The organism is Streptomyces sp. Qhu_M48 (genome assembly GCF_051305195.1).
GTDB lineage: Bacteria > Actinomycetota > Actinomycetes > Streptomycetales > Streptomycetaceae > Streptomyces.
In genome coordinates this window covers 560,338-578,321 of sequence record NZ_CP195432.1, presented here as the reverse complement: position 1 = coordinate 578,321, position 17,984 = coordinate 560,338, and the positions used below count along the sequence as shown (strand labels likewise).

13 protein-coding genes are annotated in these 17,984 nt (G+C 72.9%); 1 reads left to right on the top strand and 12 read right to left on the bottom strand.

All coding sequences use genetic code 11. The features are described 5' to 3' along the window. Positions 1-91: 91 nt before the first annotated feature. From ACRRSS_RS02965 to rsmI, 12 genes are all read right to left on the bottom strand, one after another. Positions 92-775, bottom strand: coding sequence for a response regulator transcription factor (locus ACRRSS_RS02965; RefSeq protein WP_435975235.1), 684 nt, complete (start codon positions 773-775; stop codon positions 92-94). Positions 776-926: 151 nt separating this feature from the next. Further along, positions 927-2,813: an outer membrane protein assembly factor BamB family protein gene (locus ACRRSS_RS02960; protein ID WP_435969657.1), complete on the bottom strand. Its 1,887-nt coding sequence runs from the start codon at positions 2,811-2,813 to the stop codon at positions 927-929. A gap of 13 nt (positions 2,814-2,826) precedes the next feature. Next, the gene (locus ACRRSS_RS02955; RefSeq protein WP_435969656.1) at positions 2,827-4,647 is read right to left on the bottom strand and encodes an outer membrane protein assembly factor BamB family protein; all 1,821 of its coding nucleotides are present in this window, start codon (positions 4,645-4,647) and stop codon (positions 2,827-2,829) included. A gap of 112 nt (positions 4,648-4,759) precedes the next feature. Then, a complete protein-coding gene (locus tag ACRRSS_RS02950) occupies positions 4,760-6,565 on the bottom strand; it encodes an ABC-F family ATP-binding cassette domain-containing protein (RefSeq protein WP_435969655.1) in 1,806 nt (601 codons plus the stop codon). Between the two features lie 96 nt (positions 6,566-6,661). After that, the gene (locus ACRRSS_RS02945; protein ID WP_435969654.1) at positions 6,662-7,990 is read right to left on the bottom strand and encodes an acyltransferase family protein; all 1,329 of its coding nucleotides are present in this window, start codon (positions 7,988-7,990) and stop codon (positions 6,662-6,664) included. A 67-nt stretch (positions 7,991-8,057) separates the two neighbouring features. Then, complete coding sequence (locus ACRRSS_RS02940) at positions 8,058-8,978, bottom strand: 4-(cytidine 5'-diphospho)-2-C-methyl-D-erythritol kinase (RefSeq protein ID WP_435969653.1); 921 nt, start codon at positions 8,976-8,978, stop codon at positions 8,058-8,060. Beyond that, positions 8,975-9,847: a 16S rRNA (adenine(1518)-N(6)/adenine(1519)-N(6))-dimethyltransferase RsmA gene (gene rsmA, locus ACRRSS_RS02935; protein WP_435969652.1), complete on the bottom strand. Its 873-nt coding sequence runs from the start codon at positions 9,845-9,847 to the stop codon at positions 8,975-8,977. The genes ACRRSS_RS02940 and rsmA overlap by 4 nt, the downstream gene beginning before the upstream one ends. A gap of 60 nt (positions 9,848-9,907) precedes the next feature. Beyond that, complete coding sequence (locus ACRRSS_RS02930) at positions 9,908-11,194, bottom strand: ubiquitin-like domain-containing protein (RefSeq protein WP_435969651.1); 1,287 nt, start codon at positions 11,192-11,194, stop codon at positions 9,908-9,910. 100 nt (positions 11,195-11,294) lie between these two features. Further along, on the bottom strand, positions 11,295-12,167 hold the full coding sequence (locus ACRRSS_RS02925) for a TatD family hydrolase (protein WP_435969650.1): 873 nt from the start codon (positions 12,165-12,167) through the stop codon (positions 11,295-11,297). 75 nt (positions 12,168-12,242) lie between these two features. Next, a complete protein-coding gene (locus ACRRSS_RS02920) occupies positions 12,243-12,659 on the bottom strand; it encodes a hypothetical protein (RefSeq protein ID WP_435969649.1) in 417 nt (138 codons plus the stop codon). Positions 12,660-12,892: 233 nt separating this feature from the next. Continuing rightward, on the bottom strand, positions 12,893-15,100 hold the full coding sequence (locus ACRRSS_RS02915; RefSeq protein WP_435969648.1) for an FG-GAP repeat domain-containing protein: 2,208 nt from the start codon (positions 15,098-15,100) through the stop codon (positions 12,893-12,895). A 123-nt stretch (positions 15,101-15,223) separates the two neighbouring features. Further along, entirely contained in the window at positions 15,224-16,084 is an 861-nt protein-coding gene (rsmI, locus tag ACRRSS_RS02910; protein ID WP_435969647.1) for a 16S rRNA (cytidine(1402)-2'-O)-methyltransferase, read from the bottom strand. Between the two features lie 61 nt (positions 16,085-16,145). Between rsmI and ACRRSS_RS02905 the strand changes: the two genes are divergently transcribed. After that, positions 16,146-17,888 (top strand): dolichyl-phosphate-mannose--protein mannosyltransferase, encoded by a 1,743-nt coding sequence (locus ACRRSS_RS02905; RefSeq protein WP_435969646.1) that lies wholly within the window; start codon positions 16,146-16,148, stop codon positions 17,886-17,888. Positions 17,889-17,984 lie beyond the last annotated feature (96 nt).

The window sequence follows — 17,984 nt, the reverse complement described above, 5'->3', positions numbered from 1 at the left end:
CAACCACGCACAAGAAACCATATTCCAACACGCCCGTCAATGACGAGGCCCGGCCCCGCACCGAACGGGACCGGGCTTCGGCACACCTCGGTCAGAGGGACCCGCGCGGCGCCGGCAGCGCGCGGTCGAGCAGCCCCGTACGGGCCGCGAGGGCCGCCGCCTCCAGGCGCGACCCCACCCCCAGCTTCATCAGGACCCGCTGCACATGCGTCCGCGCGGTGCTCGGCGCGATCCCCATCCCGGCCGCGATCAGCCGGGTGTCCTCCCCCTCCGCGACCCGGACGAGGACCTCCACCTCGCGCTGCGTCAGGAGCCGCAGCAGCCGCTGCCCCTCGTCGTCGGGCTGCGCCGAGGGGTGCAGCAGCTCCGCGAAGGCCGACTGGAGCAGCTGCGGCGCCACCGCCGACTCCCCCGCCCTGGCCTTCACCAGGGCCCGCTCGACGCCCTCGATGCGCTCGTCGTGCCGGACGTACCCCGAGGCCCCGGCCGCGAACGCCGCCGCGATCCCGCGCGGCGACGGCACCGGACCCAGCACCACCACCGCCACCTGCGGCCGCTCCCGCTTGATCCGTACGACCACGTCGAAGGCGCCCGGCTCGGCCGGAGCGGCCGTGCCCAGGAGACAGACCTCCGGCGCCCGGCTCACCACGAGCTCCGCGGCCCCCGCCACCGGCGCCGCCGCCGCGAGCACCCGGTGCCCGCGCAGCTTCAGCGCCGAGGCGAGCGCCTCCGCGAGCAGGCGGTGGTCGTCCACCACCACGAGCCGTACGCCCATCCCGGTCATCCCCCATCCTCCGCACCGCCGGAGGCCCCGGCACGCCTGACCCGGCAAACTACACGCTCCCCCGCCCCGCACCGCCCCAACCGCGGAAAGCGCGCGGGCCCCTCCGGAGAACCGGAGGGGCCCGCGCACGGGGTGGTGGCCGTCAGCCCGTGGTGCTGAAGGAGACGACCAGGTACTCCTTGTCGTACGTGGACGTGGACTCGCGCGTCTTGCTCACGAGCGTCTCCGCGATGAAGAACCGTCCCGCCTCGAAACGGAATTCGGCCCCGTTCAGGCTGAAGCTCGTCTCGGCGCTCCGGATCGACTTGTCCCCCGGGTTCTCCAGGAGCAGCGTCTCCTTCATCGTGCCGCCGTCCAGCGACACGATCTGGCCGCCCTTGTCGTACGGCGGGACCTTGTACGCGATGAGGTTGCCGCCGTCCATGCGGAGCGGGACCAGGGTGTACTTGTCACCCGCGTCGGCCTTCTCCGGCACCATCCGCCCGTTGGCCAGTTCGAAGGCGATGACCTCGTTGGTCTCGTCGCCGTACTCGCCGGTGCTGCCCTCGTGCTCCTCGGTGGGCACGTAGAGGCGTCCGTTGCCGACGACCGCCTGGGAGCAGGACTCGACCTTCGTCGAACGGCAGCGGGCCGCGTACTGGTCGGCGTCCGCCGTGATCTTCGCCTTCAGCTTCCCGGTCTTCTCGTCGATCGAGAAGAAGTCCGAGATGCCGCTGCCGTCGCCGGCGGTCTCGCCGACGTCGGCCGCGACGACCAGCGGCTTGGTGGAGACCACCGACGCGTACTTCACACCGGCCGGCATCTTGTACTGCGAGAGGGGGGCGCCCGTCATCGGGTCCAGGTTCTGGACCATCACGTACTGGGCGTCGTACGAACCGCACTTGCGGACCGCGACGAGCCCCTCGCCGCCGCCGTACCCCAGGTCGTAGCAGTTCTCGTCGTTGGCCTGCGGCTTCCAGCGCGCGTTGCCGTTGGCGGCGTCGAAGGCCGCGCCGCCGTCGGTGCCGCCGGCCGCGACGGTCTTCCCGCTGAGCGTGATCTCGCCGAAGCGGGCCTTCTCGTCGCCGGCGGTGCCGCCCGTGACCGAGGTCGACCACAGCAGCTTGCCGGTGTTCAGGTCGACCATGCCGACCTCGGTGCACTGCTGGTAGTAGCGGGGCGCGACCCGCTTCTTGGCCTCGAAGAGGATCGGCACCTTGTTGTCGGCGGACTTGTGGCGCGAGGCGCCGCAGACCTGGCCGGTCAGCGGCAGGGTCCACAGGGGCGTGCCCTTGTCCAGGTCGTAGGCGACGACCGAGTTGACGCCGGGCTTCACGAACGCCTTGTCGGTGACCCAGGAGCCGGAGACGTCGGTGACGTCCGGGACCTTCGGCTGGGGCAGCTGGAACGCCACCTTCGCCTTGGTGTTCGCGGGCGCCTTCTCCTTGCCGCCACCGCCGAGGCCCTTGGTGTCACCGGACCCGCCGGTACCGTTCGCGCCCTGCGAGGTGCCGGCCGTTCCCTTGGCCTCGTCGCCCTTGCCCTCGCCGCCGCCGGAGTTGGCGTACCAGACGCCCGCGCCGACGATCAGGACGACCGCGACGACCGCCGCGATGACGATCTGCGTCTGGGCCGACAGCTTCCTGCCGCCGGGCGCGGGGGCCGGGGCGGGCTGCTGGTAGCCGCCGTAGGTCTGCTGCGGCTGCGCCGGGTAGCCGTACGGGGGCTGCGCCGGCTGCTGGTGGCCGCCCCCGTAGGGCTGCTGCGGCTGGGTGGGCGGCTGGCCCGGGTAGCCGTACGGCTGCTGCGGAGGCGCCGCGGGCGGCTGCTGCTGCTGCGGATACCCGTAGCCGGGGTCAGGCTGCTGCTGCGGGTAGCCGTAGCCCTGATCGGGCTGCTGCGGGTATCCGTACCCCTGGTCCGGCTGCTGCTGCTGCTGCTGCTGCTGCGGATAGCCGTAGCCCGGGTCCGGCTGCTGCGGCGGGGGCGTCGGCGCGCCGAAGCCACCCTGCGGGTCCGGGGGCTGGTTCGGTGGGGGTGGCTGGGTCATCGGTCCGTGCACCTCACTTGCTGAACGCCATCATCGTCTTGACCTGCTTCTCTTCCTTGTCGTTCGACGCGGAGACGCGACCGCTCGCCACGACGAAGGTGCCGGCGCCGTAGGCGTAGCCCGCGCTGTAGAAGCTGTTCTCGATCTGGGCCGTCGACACCGGGTGCTGGAGCAGGATCTTCGGCGCACCGCCGGCCGGGGCGAGGGTGGCGACCGCGCCGCCCTTGTCGTACGCCGGGTCCACGTACAGCAGGACCTCGGAACCCTCCATGCCCAGCGGCATCATGGACTGCTCACCGGGCGCCTTGGAGCGCCACTTGGCCTTGCCGTTCCTCAGGTCGAAGGCGACGACCTCGTTGGGGGTGCCGTACGAGGTCTCGGTGGCCATGTAGAAGGTGTTCGCGTCGGCGGCGACACCCGTGCAGCCCTGGAGGTTCTTGCCGAAGATGACGAAGCCGCCGCCGCACGACGGGGCGAACTTGTCCTTGCCGCCCTGGATCTGCGAGCGGAGCGAACCGTTCGCGTTGAGCGCGAAGACGGTCCACTTCTTCTGCTCGCGCTGGGTGGCGGAGACGACCAGCGGGTCGATCGAGTAGACCCGGTCCACCTCCCAGTTGGCCTCCAGCTTGAAGGTCCACTTGGCCTTGCCCGTGTTCGGGTCGACCTGGCTGACGCCCTGGATCTTCTTGGTGGTGCTGCCCGACGGGCAGTCCACGGCGGCGATCAGCTTGGTGCCGCCCGCGTACGCGAAGGGCTTGCAGCCGGTGGTGGCGCCGGTGAACAGCTGCCTGCCGTCGGTGAGGGAGAAGCCGTACGAGCTGCTCGTGCCGGCGACGGTGACCGTGTTGCCGCTGATGGACAGGGTGTTGTCCGAGAAGGCGAAGAGGCCCTTGGGCTTGGGCACGGCCTTCTTCCAGCCCGTCTTGCCCGTCTTCAGGTCGACCTGGAGCAGCGAGGTGCACTTGGCGCCGTCCTTGGCGCTCTCGGCGTAGGCGAAGACCATGAGCCCGCTCGGCGAGGGCGCGGACGGCGCCGCGCACAGCTCGAACGGCACGTCGACGTGCCACTTCGTGGCGCCGTCGGCCAGGCCGTAGCCGTCGATGCTCTTGTACATGGCCTTGACGGCGGTGTCGCCGACGATCCACGGGCCGAGGACGTCGGCGCCGTTGCGCGGCAGGTCGACGTTGTTCTTGAGCAGCCAGTTCACCTTGGCCTCGCCGTCCTTGCGGCCGGCGTTGAGGTTGTCCTCGCCCTTGTCGCCGTCACCCGTGCCGTCGCCCTTGTCCACCGACTCGGTGGGCTTGGGGAGGCCCGAGGAGGGCGTGGCGGAGGTGGTCGGCCCGGCGATCGGCTTGTCGTCGTCGCCACCGCCGACGAAGGCCCAGGTGGTGACGGCGGCCACCAGGACGGCCGCGACGGCCACGCCCGCGACGACTCCGGTGCGGCCCTTGAAGGGACCGCCGCCGGACGGCGGCGGGGTGGGGGCGCCGGGGTACATCGGCTGGGTCGGGTAGCCGCCGTAGGGGTTCTGCTGCTGCTGGCCGTACGGGCCCGGCTGCTGCTGGCCGTAACCCGGCTGCGGCTGCTGCTGCTGCGGGTAGCCGTACGGGGGCTGCTGGCCGTACGGTCCCGGCTGGCCCTGCTGCGGGTAGCCGTAACCGGGCTGCGGCTGCTGACCGTACGGTCCGGGCGCGGTCGGCGGAGCGGTGGGCGGTCCGGCCGGCGGCGGGGTCTGAGGCGCCTGCGGCGGGACGGGCGGCACCGGCGGGACCTGGTTCGGGTCCTGGGGAGCTCCGAAGCCCCCCGGCGGCTGGTTGCTGGGCGGCTGGGTCATCAGCGGTTCCCCCTTGACGTGAGCGGGTTTTCTTTCTACCACTCACGCCCTGGCGCAAAAGCGACCGGTCCGCCCCTTGTACCCAAGGGAGGACCGGCCTGTGATGCCCTCGTTATGCGTCCTCGGCCAGTTCGAGCCAGCGCATCTCCAATTCCTCGCGCTCACCGACGAGTTCCCGGAGCTCGGCGTCGAGCTTCGCGACCTTCTCGAAATCGGTGGCGTTGTCGGCGATCTGCGTGTGCAGCTTCGCCTCCTTCTGGGAGACCTTGTCGAGCTGCCGCTCGACCTTCTGCAGCTCCTTCTTGGCGGCGCGGGCGTCCGCGGCCGAGACGCCCGGCTTCGTCTGCGCGGGCGCGGCGGCGGGCGTCGGGACGGCCGCGTCGATCATCTTCCGGCGCCGCTCCAGGTACTCGTCGATGCCGCGCGGCAGCATCCGCAGGGCCCGGTCGCCGAGGAGCGCGAGCGTCTTGTCCGTGGTGCGCTCGATGAAGAACCGGTCGTGGGAGATGACGACCATGGAGCCCGGCCAGCCGTCGAGGAGGTCCTCCAGCTGGGTCAGCGTCTCGATGTCGAGGTCGTTGGTGGGCTCGTCGAGGAAGAGGACGTTCGGTTCGTCCATCAGCAGCCGGAGCAGCTGGAGGCGGCGGCGCTCACCGCCGGAGAGGTCGCCGACGGGCGTCCACTGCTTCTCCTTGGTGAAGCCGAACTGCTCGCAGAGCTGTCCGGCCGTCATCTCGCGGCCCTTGCCGAGGTCGACGCGGTCGCGGATCTGCTGGACGGCCTCCAGGACCCGCAGGGAGCCGGGGAGCTCGGTGACGTCCTGGGAGAGGTAGGCGAGCCGGACGGTCTTGCCGACGGTGACGCTGCCGGCCGCGGGCTGGATCTCGCCCTGGCTGACGGCGGCGTCGGCGAGGGCGCGCAGGAGTGAGGTCTTGCCCGCGCCGTTGACGCCGACGAGACCGATGCGGTCGCCGGGGCCGAGCTGCCAGGTGAGGTGCTCCAGGAGGGTCTTGGGACCGGCGGTGACGGTCACGTCCTCCAGGTCGAAGACCGTCTTGCCGAGCCGGGCGTTGGCGAACTTCATCAGCTCGGAGGTGTCGCGCGGCGGCGGCACGTCGGCGATCAGCTCGTTGGCGGCCTCGATGCGGTAGCGCGGCTTGGAGGTACGGGCGGGGGCGCCGCGCCGCAGCCAGGCCAGCTCCTTGCGCATCAGGTTCTGCCGCTTGGTCTCCTCGGTGGCGGCGATGCGCTCGCGCTCGGCGCGGGCGAAGACGTAGTCGGAGTAGCCGCCCTCGTACTCGTGCACGTCACCGCGCTGCACGTCCCACATGCGGGTGCAGACCTGGTCGAGGAACCAGCGGTCGTGGGTGACGCAGACGAGCGCGGAGCGGCGTTCCTGGAGGTGCTTGGCGAGCCAGGAGATGCCCTCGACGTCGAGGTGGTTGGTGGGCTCGTCGAGGACGATCAGGTCCTGGTCGTCGATGAGGAGCTTGGCCAGCGCGATCCGGCGGCGCTCGCCACCGGAGAGCGGGCCGATGACGGTGTCGAGGCCGTTCTCGAAGCCGGGCAGGTCCAGGCCGCCGAAGAGCCCGGTGAGGACGTCGCGGATCTTGGCGCTGCCGGCCCACTCGTGGTCGGCCATCACGCCGATGACCTCGTGCCGGACGGTGGCCTTCGGGTCGAGGGAGTCGTGCTGGGTGAGCACGCCGAGGCGCAGCCCGCCGCTGTGCGTGACCCGGCCGGTGTCGGCCTCCTCCAGCTTGGCGAGCATGCGGATGAGGGTGGTCTTGCCGTCGCCGTTGCGGCCCACGACCCCGATCCGGTCCCCCTCGGAGACACCGAGCGAGACCCCGTCGAGGAGGGCACGGGTGCCGTAGACCTTGCTGACGGTCTCGACATTGACCAGGTTGACGGCCACGTTGACTCCTGTACGGGGTGATCGATCGACGTCCCAGGGTACGTCGCCGCGCGGACGGACCCGGGCGCCCGCTCTCGGGCCCCGGGCCGCCGGGGGTCAGGGCCGGGGGCGCCGGGCGGGCGGCGGCCCGGCGTGCCTTCCCGCCCGCTCCACCAGGAGCCAGCCCGCCAGGGCCAGGGCCACCGCCGCCGGGGCGGTGACCGGGACGGCGATCAGGGTGGCCGCGTGGCCGGTCAGGAGGCCGCCGAAGCCCGTCAGGGAGAGGCCCAGGACCCCGAACAGGGCGAGGGTGATGCCGAGGGCGGCGACCGGGCCGCCGGAGTCGGTGGCCGGGGCGGCCGGGACCGGGGCCTCGAAGCGGCGGAAGACCGCGACGAGCAGAGCGGTGAGCACGCCCGCCGCCGCGAACCGGAGCGGGACCTGGGCCCACCAGGCGCCGGTGGCGGGGGCGGGCAGGCCGGGGCCGAGACCGAGCATCGCGCCGTACACGCCGAGCATGGCCGTCAGGTGCCAGAGGAAGGCCGTCATCGCGATCCCGTTGGCGGCGACCACCGCGCGCCACACCCCGGCGCGGGCGACGAGCCGGGCCCCGGGGCCCCGGAGCAGCTCGACCGCGCCGACCAGCCACAGCCCGTGGCAGAGCAGGGCGAGGGTCGGCGGAGCCATGTTGGAGACCGCCTCACCGGGCATTCCCACCATGGACAGCGGGTACGGGCCGAGGGCGACCAGCGCGGTCGCGCCGAGGAGCCCCGCGCCGGCGAGCGCGGCGGGGCGGCGGATCATGCCGTCGGCGCGCAGGAAGCCGAGCTGGTGGACGGCGAGCCAGACGAACGCGAAGTTGAGGAACCCGACGAACGGGACGTCCGCCGCGAACCGCAGGACGTCGACGGCGACCGCGCCGCCCGCGAGCGCGCCGAACGCGCCCCACCCCCACCGCTCGTGGAGCCGCAGCAGCGGCGGGGTGAACGCGACCATCGCCAGATAGATCCCGATGAACCAGAGCGGCTGGGTGACGAGCCGCAGCGCGACCCCGGTGAGGCCGCCGTCCGCCCCTGACAGCTGGAGCGCGAGCGCGGCGGCGCCCCACACCCCGACGAAGACCATCGTCGGCCGCAGCAGCCGCTGGAGCCGGGCCCGCAGGAAGGCCGCGTACCGCGGCCGCGAGCGGTGGGCGAGGGCGTGCGAGAAGCCGCCGACGAAGAAGAACACCGGCATCACCTGGAACACCCAGGTGGCCACCTGGAGCTCCGGCACGACGGCGAGCAGGTTCCCGACCTGCCCGTCGGCGGTGACGGCGGCCATCAGCCAGTGGCCGAGGACGACGACCGCGAGCGAGGCGACCCTGAGGAGGTCGACGTACCGGTCCCGGCCCGCCGGGGTGGCGGCGGCGAGGTCACGCGCGCTGAGGCGGCTGTTGCTTCCCATGCGGGTACGGTCCCGCGACCGGCCGGGGCCCGACAGGGCGCGGATACTCAGTCCCGTACCCGAGTACCTACCGAAGGCGGGCGCCCGGCGCGGGGGATGTGGCCACGCGGGCCGTGCGGCAGGTGCCGGAGGCGGCCAGGGCGGCGGCGACCGTCTCCGCGGCCTCCACGTCCTTCACCAGGAACGCCGTCGTCGGGCCCGAGCCGGAAACCAGCGCGGCCAGCGCGCCCGCGTCCGTGCCCGTCGTCAGGGTCGCGGCGAGCGAGGGGCGCAGGGAGAGCGCCGCCGCCTGGAGGTCGTTGGCGAGGGTGCCCGCGAGCGCGGTCGTGTCACCGGCGCGCAGGGCGTCGAGCAGCGCCGGGGAGGCGGTCGGCGCGGGGACGTCGACGCCCTCGGTGAGCCGGTCGAACTCGCCGAAGACCACCGGGGTGGAGAGCCCGCCGTCGGCGACGGCGAACACCCAGTGGAAGTCCCCGCCCACCGGGAGCTCCGTCAGCTTCTCACCCCGCCCGGTGCCGAGCGCCGCCCCGCCGACGAGGCTGAACGGCACGTCGCTGCCGAGCTCGGCGCAGATCTCCAGGAGTTCCTCGCGGGAGGAGTCCAGGCCCCACAGCGCGTCGCAGGCGAGCAGGGCGCCCGCGCCGTCCGCGCTGCCGCCCGCCATGCCGCCGGCGACGGGGATGTCCTTGGCGATGTGCAGGTGGACGTCCGGGGAGATGCCGTGCCGGGCGGCGAGCAGCTCGGCGGCCCGGGCGGCCAGGTTCGTGCGGTCGAGCGGCACCTTGTCGGCGTCGGGGCCCTCGCAGGTGACCGTCAGCTCGGCGGCGGGCGTCGCGGTGACCTCGTCGAAGAGGGAGACGGCGAGGAAGACGTTGGCCAGGTCGTGGAAACCGTCGGGGCGGGCGGCGCCGACCGCGAGCTGGACGTTGACCTTGGCGGGGACGCGGACGGTGACGGAGGCCCGGGGGGTCCGCGTACCCGCGCTCACGCCTTCGCCTCCGCGATCCGGGCGAACTCCTCCACCGTCAGCGCCTCGCCGCGCGCCTGCGGCGAGATGCCCGCCTTCACCAGGGCCTCCTCGGCCGCGGCGGGGGAGCCCGCCCAGGTCGCGAGGGCCGCGCGCAGCGTCTTGCGGCGCTGGGCGAAGGCCGCGTCGACGACGGCGAAGACCTCCTGGCGGGTGGCGGTGGTCGCGAGCGGCTCGGTGCGGCGGACCAGGGCGACGAGGCCGGAGTCGACGTTCGGCGCGGGCCAGAAGACGTTGCGGCCGATGGACCCGGCCCGCTTGACCTCCGCGTACCAGTTGGCCTTCACCGACGGCACGCCGTAGACCTTGTTGCCGGGCTTGGCGGCGAGCCGGTCGGCGACCTCCGCCTGGACCATGACGAGGGTCCGCTCGATGCTGGGGAAGCGCTCCAGCATGTGCAGCAGGACCGGCACAGCGACGTTGTACGGCAGGTTGGCGACGAGCGCGGTCGGCGCCGGGCCCGGGAGCTCCCGTACCTGCATCGCGTCGGAGTGCACGAGCGCGAAGCGGTCGGCGCGCGCGGGCATGCGGGCGGTGATCGTCGCGGGCAGCGCGGCGGCGAGCACGTCGTCGATCTCGACGGCCGTCACCCGGTCCGCGGCCTCCAGGAGGGCCAGGGTGAGGGAGCCGAGGCCGGGCCCCACCTCCACGACCACGTCGTCGGGCCGTACCCCGGCCGTGCGGACGATCCGCCGGACGGTGTTGGCGTCGATGACGAAGTTCTGGCCCTTCTGCTTCGTGGGGCGCACGCCGAGGACGGCGGCCAGCTCACGGATGTCGGCGGGGCCGAGGAGGGCGTCGGGGCTTTCGGGGCCGGTGGTGGTGCTCACCGGTACAGCCTACGGCTCACGGGCACCGCCCACGGCGCGCGGGCACGGCCCGCGCACCGCTCACCCGTGCAGTCGGCGGCCGCAGTGGGGCCACGGGCTCGCCCCCCGCTGCACGTAGAGCTTCTTCGCCCGGAACGTCTGCTCGGCGGCGGGGGCGTTCTGGGCGGTGCCGCTGCCGCCGAGGGAGCGCCACGTGCCGGGGTCGAACTGGTAGAGCCCGCCGTACGTCCCCGAGGGGTCGACGGCGTTCGGGCGTCCGCCGGACTCGCAGGCGGCGAGCGCGCCCCAGTCGAGGCCGTCGGCTCCGGCGACGGAGGCGGGCGGCCGCCGGGTGCCGACCCGCACGACGCGGGTGACGGGTTCGCGGACGATCTCCTCACCGGTCCTGCGGGGCCGCTGCCTGACGCCGTTGACCGTGCGCAGGCTGTACGTGACGCGGCGGACGCCGGTGACGCCCTGCCGTTCGACGACCTCGGTGCCCGCGAAGAGCTCCGGGTCCCGGACCCTCTCGACCGCGTACGGGATCGCCTCCTCCCGCACCTGCCGGGAGCCGGTGATCCGCAGCACGTTCACCGTCTGGCCGTCGCGGGGGAAGGAGTCGGCGGCGACGGAGGTGGTGTCCTGACCGGAGAGCGTGATCCCGGCCTCGGCGAGCGCCTCGCGGACGCTGGCGGCGTTCGTGCGGACGGTCCGCTCGCGCCCGTCCGCGAGGAAGGTGATCGTCCGCTCGGTCCGTACGTCGAGGGCGAGGCCCTGCCGGGAGATGGGGGCGCCCCGCGAGACCGAGAGGTGGGCGCCCTCCGCGCGGACCCCGAGCTGGCGCAGCGCCCCCTCGACGGTCCGGGCGGTCGTCCAGACCTGGCGGCGCTGCCCGTCGAGCGTGAGGGCGACCGGCCGGCCGTACCGGACGACGATCTCGTCGCCGCTGCTCAACGCCTCGGCGGGGGCGGGCGCGACGATGTCGTGCGCGCCGACCGTGACGCCCTCGTCGGCGAGGAGTTCCTCGACGTCGTCGGCGAAGGTGTGGAAGGTGCGCGGGACGCCGTCGACGGAGAGCCGGACGGCCTTGTCGTCGGCGACGAAGGCGCTGGTGCCGCCTGCCAGGAAGGCGACGACGAGGGCTTGCGGGACGAGTCTGCGCAGGCCCTCCCCGGCGGGTCCGGAGGCCTTGCGGCGGCGGGCGGACCGCCGGGCGCCGGTGCGGGAGCCCTGGCCGGGGACGGTTCCGGCGGCGGGTCCCGTGGCAGGGGGCACGAGGGGTGCCGTCTGCGTCGGCTGCTCGTGCACGGGCAGGGTCGCGCTCGCGCCCCGCCGTCCCGCTCGGTGACTGCCCTGGGAAGTGCTCACGAGGCCGGGACCCTAGCGCCGACTCCGGTCACGACCCGCGACGACCCGACCACGAAACGTAATCGTTATGGATCGATTCCGCCGTACCCCGGTCGTGGCCTCAGTAGTCGAAGGCGCGGGCGGTGTTCACGGCGATCGCCTCCGCCATCGTCTCCTCCCCGATCCCCCGCACCTCCGCCATCGCCCGGAGGGTGACGGGGATCAGGTAGGGGGCGTTCGGGCGGCCCCGGTAGGGCGCCGGGGTGAGGAAGGGGGCGTCGGTCTCGACGAGGACGAGTTCGAGCGGGGCGACGGCGAGCGCGTCCCGCAGGTGCTGGGCATTCTTGAAGGTGACGTTGCCGGCGAAGGACATGTAGTAGCCCTTGGCGGCGCAGATCTCGGCCATGGCGGCGTCGCCGGAGTAGCAGTGGAAGACGGTCCGCTCGGGGGCGCCCTCCTCGTCGAGGACGCGGAGCACGTCGGCGTGGGCCTCGCGGTCGTGGATGACGAGGGCCTTGCCGTGCCGCTTGGCGATCTCGATGTGGGCGCGGAAGGAACGCTCCTGCGCGGCGATGCCCTCGGGGCCCGTACGGAAGAAGTCGAGGCCGGTCTCGCCCACGCCGCGGACGTACGGCAGGGCGGCGAGCCGGTCGATCTCGGTGAGCGCGTCGTCGAGTGCCGCGTCGCCGCCGCCCTCACGCGCCCCCTGCCGGGACCCGCCTCCCCCAGGGTCGCCGAGGACGATCCGGGGTGCTTCGTTGGGGTGCAGGGCGACGGCCGCGTGGACGTGCTCGTGGGCGGCGGCGGTCTCCGCGGCCCACTGGGAGCCCTTCACGTCGCAGCCGACCTGCACGACCGTGGTCACCCCGACGGCGGCGGCCTTGACGAGGGCCTCCTCGACGGTCCCGGACTGCAGGTCCAGGTGGGTGTGCGAGTCCGCGACCTCCACGAGGAGGGGTTCGGGCAGCGGCGGAGGGGCGTCCTTGGCACTCATGGCCCCGATCGTACGAGGCTCATGAGTGCCGGCGCACGGGGTGTCCCGGGCGCTCGACCGGGCCCGGGGGTGCTGTCAGTGGTTGCGGCGGAAGGGGTGCAGAAGGTCCGACAGGTGCCAGTGGTGCGGTACCGGCGGCTCGTCGGGGCCCTCGGTCAGTTCCTGCCCGATGGGGCCGGCCGGCCCGATCGGCTTGGTCTCCTTGGATCCGCGCCGGTGCTGCTCCGTCGCGGCGATCAGGTCGAGCACGGACGACACCTGCCCCGCGCGCATGATCCTGACGACGTGACCGCCGCAGTTCATGCAGGTGGGCTTGGACAGCGGGGACGGGACCCGCTCCCCGTCGGCCTTGTAGACGACGTACGCGTGGCCGGCGGCGTCGACGTGGTGCTCGATGTCGTACGCCTGCTCCCAGCCGTATCCACAGCGCATGCAGGCGAAGGCGTACGCCTCATGGGCGACGGATATGCCGGTGCCGGTGATCTCGCTCATGCCAGCTCCTCTCCACTGATCAGTGGACGCCTTTTCGGGCCGGAGCGCATCAGCGCGGGGCGAACCATGGAAGGCTTTTGGCTCTTCCCTTGCCTGGGGCCCTGGGAAATGTCCCGGCGCCGGGTTCGGCTTTACCTTTCAGAGTAATTCAGCGGGGGAATCCACGGCGGCGAAGCCCGACGGCCCCCGCCCGGTACGGGGCGGGGGCCCTCGGGCCAGGTCTGCGGGTCGGGTTAGGCGATGGTGTTGAACGCCGTGCCCTCGCCCGCGTACAGCGACGTCGTCCGACGGGTGAAGGGGGCCGTGGCGGAGCCCGTCGAGGTGTAGACGTACGTGCCGCCCGCCCCGTACGCGATCAGGTCCGGCCGGCCGTCGCTGTCGACGTCACCGGCGCCGGCGAGCTGGGTGAAGGCGTTCCAGCCGCCGCCGATCCGCACGCGGGGGGCGACTCCGCCGGTGCCGTCGCCCTGGTACAGCCAGAGGACACCGGAGGTGTCGCGGGCGACGAGGTCCCCGGCGGCGGTGCCGGTGATGTTCCCGACGGAGGTGACCTGGTTGTAGATGCCCCAGCCGCCGCCGACGCGCGCGCGGGCGGCGAAGGGGGCGGTCGCGGAGCCCGTGCCCTTGTAGAGCCACAGGACGCCGGATGTGTCCGTGGCGAGGAGGTCGGCGCGGCCGTCGCCGTTGAGGTCCGAGCCGCCGGTGAGCTTGTCGTAGACGCCCCAGCCGCCGCCGATCCGGACCCGCGGGGCGAACGTGCCGTCGCCCTTGCCGAGGTAGTGCCAGAGCACGCCGGAGGCGTCGGCGGCGACCACGTCGCCGACCGCGTCGCCCGCGATGTCGCCGACGGCCTCGACCTGCTTGTAGATCTGCCAGCCCCAGCCGGCCTGGGTGCGCCGGGCGGAGGTGATCGTGCCGTCCACGGGCCGGTCCCGCAGGTCGTCGCGCCACAGCCCGCCCGCGGCGTCCCGGGCGAGGACGTCGGTGGAGCCGTTGTCGGTGAAGTCGTGCGGGTTGGCCGCGCGGACCACCTTCATGAGCCAGCCCTGGTAGACCGGCTCGCCGGTGCCGTCGAGCGGCGTCGCCTCGGCCTCCACCCCGTACGAGCCGTTCGGCGCGTCCACGCCGTCGATGGTCCCGTCCCAGGTGAAGGAGAAGCGGGTGCCCTCGGCGGGGGCGTTCACGCGCGTGCGGAACTCCTTGCCCGTGGCGGTGTGCGTGAGCGTGACGTCCAGGGAGGCGTCACGCTGCGAGAGCGTCCAGCCCAGCGTCGCCGTGCCGCCGGTCCGGTCGAGGTCGACCGTGTCGGGGACGTGGACCTCCTCGATCTTCAGCTCGGGCAGCGGGCCGTCGACGGCGACCTGGGTGACGCTCGGCGTGCCGTCCTGCGCGGTCCCGATCCGGAACAGGCCCTTGCCGTCGGAGGCCCGCGCACCCCGTACCACCGCGGTGCCGTCGCTCGCGGACGCCGCGGCGGAGCCGGAGTCCAGGAGGTCGCGGATCTCGCCGGTGGTCAGGGAGACGGCCCGGACCCGGGTGGTGGGGTTGCCGTAGATCAGCCAGTCGCCCATGAGGGCGGTGTACCACTCGGCGGTGTGGGCGCCCAGGACGGTCCGCTTCACCTCGCGCGTCCTGCGGTCGACGGAGCGGATGATCCCGCCGGTGCCGGCCTCGTACTCGTACCAGGTGACGTGGGAGGCGGAGAACTCCAGGGTCCGGTAGTCGTACCAGGACTCGGTGGCGGAGTACGTCTCGGTCACCGTCCCGGCCGCGAGGTCGATCACGGCCCGGCCGCCGGTCCGCCGGTCCTCCGGCCCCGTGGCGTAGCCGACGACGGCGAAGCCGTCGCGGGCCGTGGGGCCGAAGTAGTCCTTGGCGTCGGCGGGCAGGCCCTCGATCCTGCGGGTGGTCGTCGTGGAGCCGTTCTTGGTCACGACGTGCAGTTCGGACGTGCCGTCGTCCTTGTTGAGCTGAGCGAGCACGCTCGTCGGGCCCAGCACGGTCACGTGGTCGGCGTTCAGCGCGCCGAGGTCGATCTCGACGACCGGGGCGGCCGGGGCGGCCATGTTCCGCAGCCCGATCCGGCGCGTCTCGCCGGAGTGGCGGACGGCGATGTCGCTGCCCTGCGCGTACCAGTCGCCCTCGTCGGACTCCTGGAGCGGGATCGGGGCACCGCCGTCGTACGGCGTCCAGAGCAGCCGCTTGGTGGTGTCGTGGCCGAAGTAGTAGGTCAGGAAACCGGAGGTGCCCACGCCCGCGAGGTCGGTGCCCTCCGGGTAGACGGGCAGGCCGTCGGCCTGCTGGGCCGGGGTCGCGGCCGCGGCCGGGGCGGGGCCGGCGGCGAGGGCGGCCGGGGCGGTGGCCAGCGTGCCGGCGCCGAGGGCCGTGGCGGCGAGGACGGCGGTGACGGCCAGGGCGAGCCGGGTGGAGCGGAACTGCAAGGTGAACCCCCACGAGAAGGACGGACACGGGGAGTGCCGTATCCATCCGGACTCATGATCGGGTCGAGTGGTTGTACGGAAGTTACGGGAGTTTCGACGAACCGTTCGACGGGGTTCGGTTCGTCACCGTACGTCCGGTCCGGCCGCGTTCTTCGCCGCCACGACCGCGTCGAACACCTCTCGCTTGGGAAGTCCCGCGTCGGCCGCGACGGCGGCGATCGCCTCCTTGCGCCGCTCCCCCGCCTCCTCGCGCACCCGCACCCTGCGGACCAGCTCCTCGGCGTCGAGTTCGGCCGGCCCGGTCTCCGGGGCGCCCTCGACGACGACGGTGATCTCGCCGCGTACGCCCTCGGCCGCCCAGGTGGCGAGCTCGGCCAGCGGGCCGCGCTTGACCTCCTCGTACGTCTTGGTCAGCTCGCGGCAGACGGCGGCCCGGCGGTCGGCGCCGAAGACCTCGGCCATCGCCGCGAGCGTGTCGTCGAGCCGGTGCGGGGCCTCGAAGTAGACGAGGGTGCGCCGCTCGCCGGCGACCTCGCGCAGCCGGCCGAGCCGCTCACCGGCCTTCCTCGGCAGGAAACCCTCGAAGCAGAAGCGGTCCACGGGCAGCCCGGAGAGGGCGAGCGCGGTGAGCACGGCGGACGGGCCGGGCACGGCCGTCACCTTGATGTCCTGCTCGACGGCGGCGGCGACGAGCCGGTAGCCGGGGTCCGAGACGGACGGCATGCCCGCGTCGGTCACCAGCAGCACCCGGGCGCCGCCGACCAGGGCCTCCACCAGCTCCGGCGTACGGGCGGACTCGTTGCCCTCGAAGTACGAGACGACCCGGCCCGAGGTGTGGATTCCGAGCGCACGGGTGAGTCCCCGCAGCCTCCGGGTGTCCTCGGCGGCCACGATGTCCGCGTTCTGCAGCTCGGTGGCGAGCCGGGGCGGAGCGTCCGCGATGTCACCGATGGGGGTCCCTGCGAGTACCAGCGTTCCTGTCACACGGACCATCCTCCCAGCCCGGACGGACGACGCGCACAGGCGCGTTCCCTACGATGGCGCGGTGACCAGTACCGCACCCGAGACCCTGGAGGGCCGGCACGCCGTGGCAGAGCCCTCTTCGTGGCAGCAGCGGCTCCGACGGTTCGGCTACGCGCCGCCCGCCGGAAGCGCCGCACCCATCGGGCTGCGGGAGCGGCTCGTCCCCCCGTACACCCGGCCCTCCGAGCGCGTCATGTCGCTCCTCGGCCTCGGCCCCGACCGGGCCGAACGGCTGTGGCGGCTGATGGCCTGGGGCGGTCCGCTCCTGGTCACGGCGGTCGCGGGGCTGCTCAGGTTCTGGAACCTGGGCAAGCCGCGCGCGGTGATATTCGACGAGACGTACTACGCCAAGGACTCCTGGGCCCTGATCAACCAGGGGTACGAGGGGGCGTGGCCGAAGGACATCGACAAGACGATCCTGAGCGACCCGGGCTCGGTGCTGATCCCCACCGACCCCGGCTATGTCGTCCACCCGCCGATGGGCAAGTGGATGATCGGCGTCGGCGAGAAGCTGTTCGGCTTCGAGCCGTTCGGCTGGCGCTTCATGGTGGCGCTGCTCGGCACGCTGTCGGTCCTGATGCTGTGCCGGATCGGCCGGCGCCTCTTCCGGTCGACGTTCCTGGGCTGTCTGGCGGGTCTGCTGCTCGCCGTCGACGGACTGCATTTCGTGATGAGCCGTACCGCGCTCCTCGACCAGGTGCTGATGTTCTTCGTCCTGGCCTCCTTCGGCTGCCTCGTCCTCGACCGCGACCGGACCAGGAAGCGGCTCGCGGACGCGCTGCCCGAGGACGAGGAAGGGGTGCTGCGGCCCGACGCGGAGATCGCGGAGACCGTACGCCTGGGGTGGCGGCCGTGGCGGATCGCGGCCGGCGTGGCGCTGGGCCTGGCGGCGGCGACCAAGTGGAACGGCCTGTACGTGATGGTGGGCTTCGGCCTGATGACGGTCCTGTGGGACGTGGCCGGCCGCCGCACGGCCGGCGCGGTCCGCCCGCACCTCGCGGTGATCAGGAAGGACCTGGTGCCGGCGTTCGTGTCGGTGGTGCCGGTGGCCGTCGGCACGTACCTGGTGACCTGGACCGGCTGGATCGTCAGCGACAAGGGCTACTTCCGCGACTGGGCCGCCAAGCAGGACAAGACGTACGGCGAGGGCACCTGGAGCTGGCTGCCGGAGTGGCTGCGCAGCCTCTGGCACTACGAGTCCGAGGTCTACTCCTTCCACGTGGGCCTGACCTCACCGCACACGTACGAGTCGAACCCCTGGTCCTGGATCGTCCTCGGCCGCCCGGTCTCCTACTTCTACGAGTCCCCCGCCCCCGGCACCGCCGGCTGCCCGGCGACCGCGAAGGAGAAGTGCGCCCAGGAGGTCCTGGCCCTCGGCACCCCGCTCCTGTGGTGGGCCGCCTGCTTCGCGATCCTGTACGTGCTGTGGCGCTGGGCCTTCCGCCGCGACTGGCGCGCGGGCGCGATCGCCTGCGGCATCGCGGCCGGCTGGGTCCCCTGGTTCCTCTACCAGGAACGCACCATCTTCCTTTTCTACGCGGTCGTCTTCGTTCCGTTCCTGTGCCTGGCGGTGGCGATGATGCTGGGGGCGATCGTCGGCCCCGCGGGTTCGTCGGAAAGACGCCGCACCTTCGGCGCGGTGGCGGCGGGCTGTGTCGTCCTGCTCATCGTCTGGAATTTCATCTATTTCTGGCCCATCTACACCGGGACCCCCATTCCGCTCGACCAATGGCGGAACCGGATGTGGCTCGACACCTGGGTGTAGCGGGGGAGTTCCGAACGGGAGGGCGCGGCCGGCGACGGCCGCGCCCTCCCGTGGTGAAGGTCTGACGTATGTGACGGAAGTTGCTCGACACACCTA

What these genes read in the sequence shown, in the direction of transcription:
- ACRRSS_RS02925 (WP_435969650.1), bottom strand. Translation starts at nt 12,167, where the DNA reads ATGAGTGCCAAGGACGCCCCTCCGCCGCTGCCCGAACCCCTCCTCGTG.
- ACRRSS_RS02920 (WP_435969649.1), bottom strand. Translation starts at nt 12,659, where the DNA reads ATGAGCGAGATCACCGGCACCGGCATATCCGTCGCCCATGAGGCGTAC.
- ACRRSS_RS02965 (WP_435975235.1), bottom strand. Translation starts at nt 775, where the DNA reads ATGGGCGTACGGCTCGTGGTGGTGGACGACCACCGCCTGCTCGCGGAG.
- ACRRSS_RS02960 (WP_435969657.1), bottom strand. Translation starts at nt 2,813, where the DNA reads ATGACCCAGCCACCCCCACCGAACCAGCCCCCGGACCCGCAGGGTGGC.
- ACRRSS_RS02955 (WP_435969656.1), bottom strand. Translation starts at nt 4,647, where the DNA reads ATGACCCAGCCGCCCAGCAACCAGCCGCCGGGGGGCTTCGGAGCTCCC.
- ACRRSS_RS02945 (WP_435969654.1), bottom strand. Translation starts at nt 7,990, where the DNA reads ATGGGAAGCAACAGCCGCCTCAGCGCGCGTGACCTCGCCGCCGCCACC.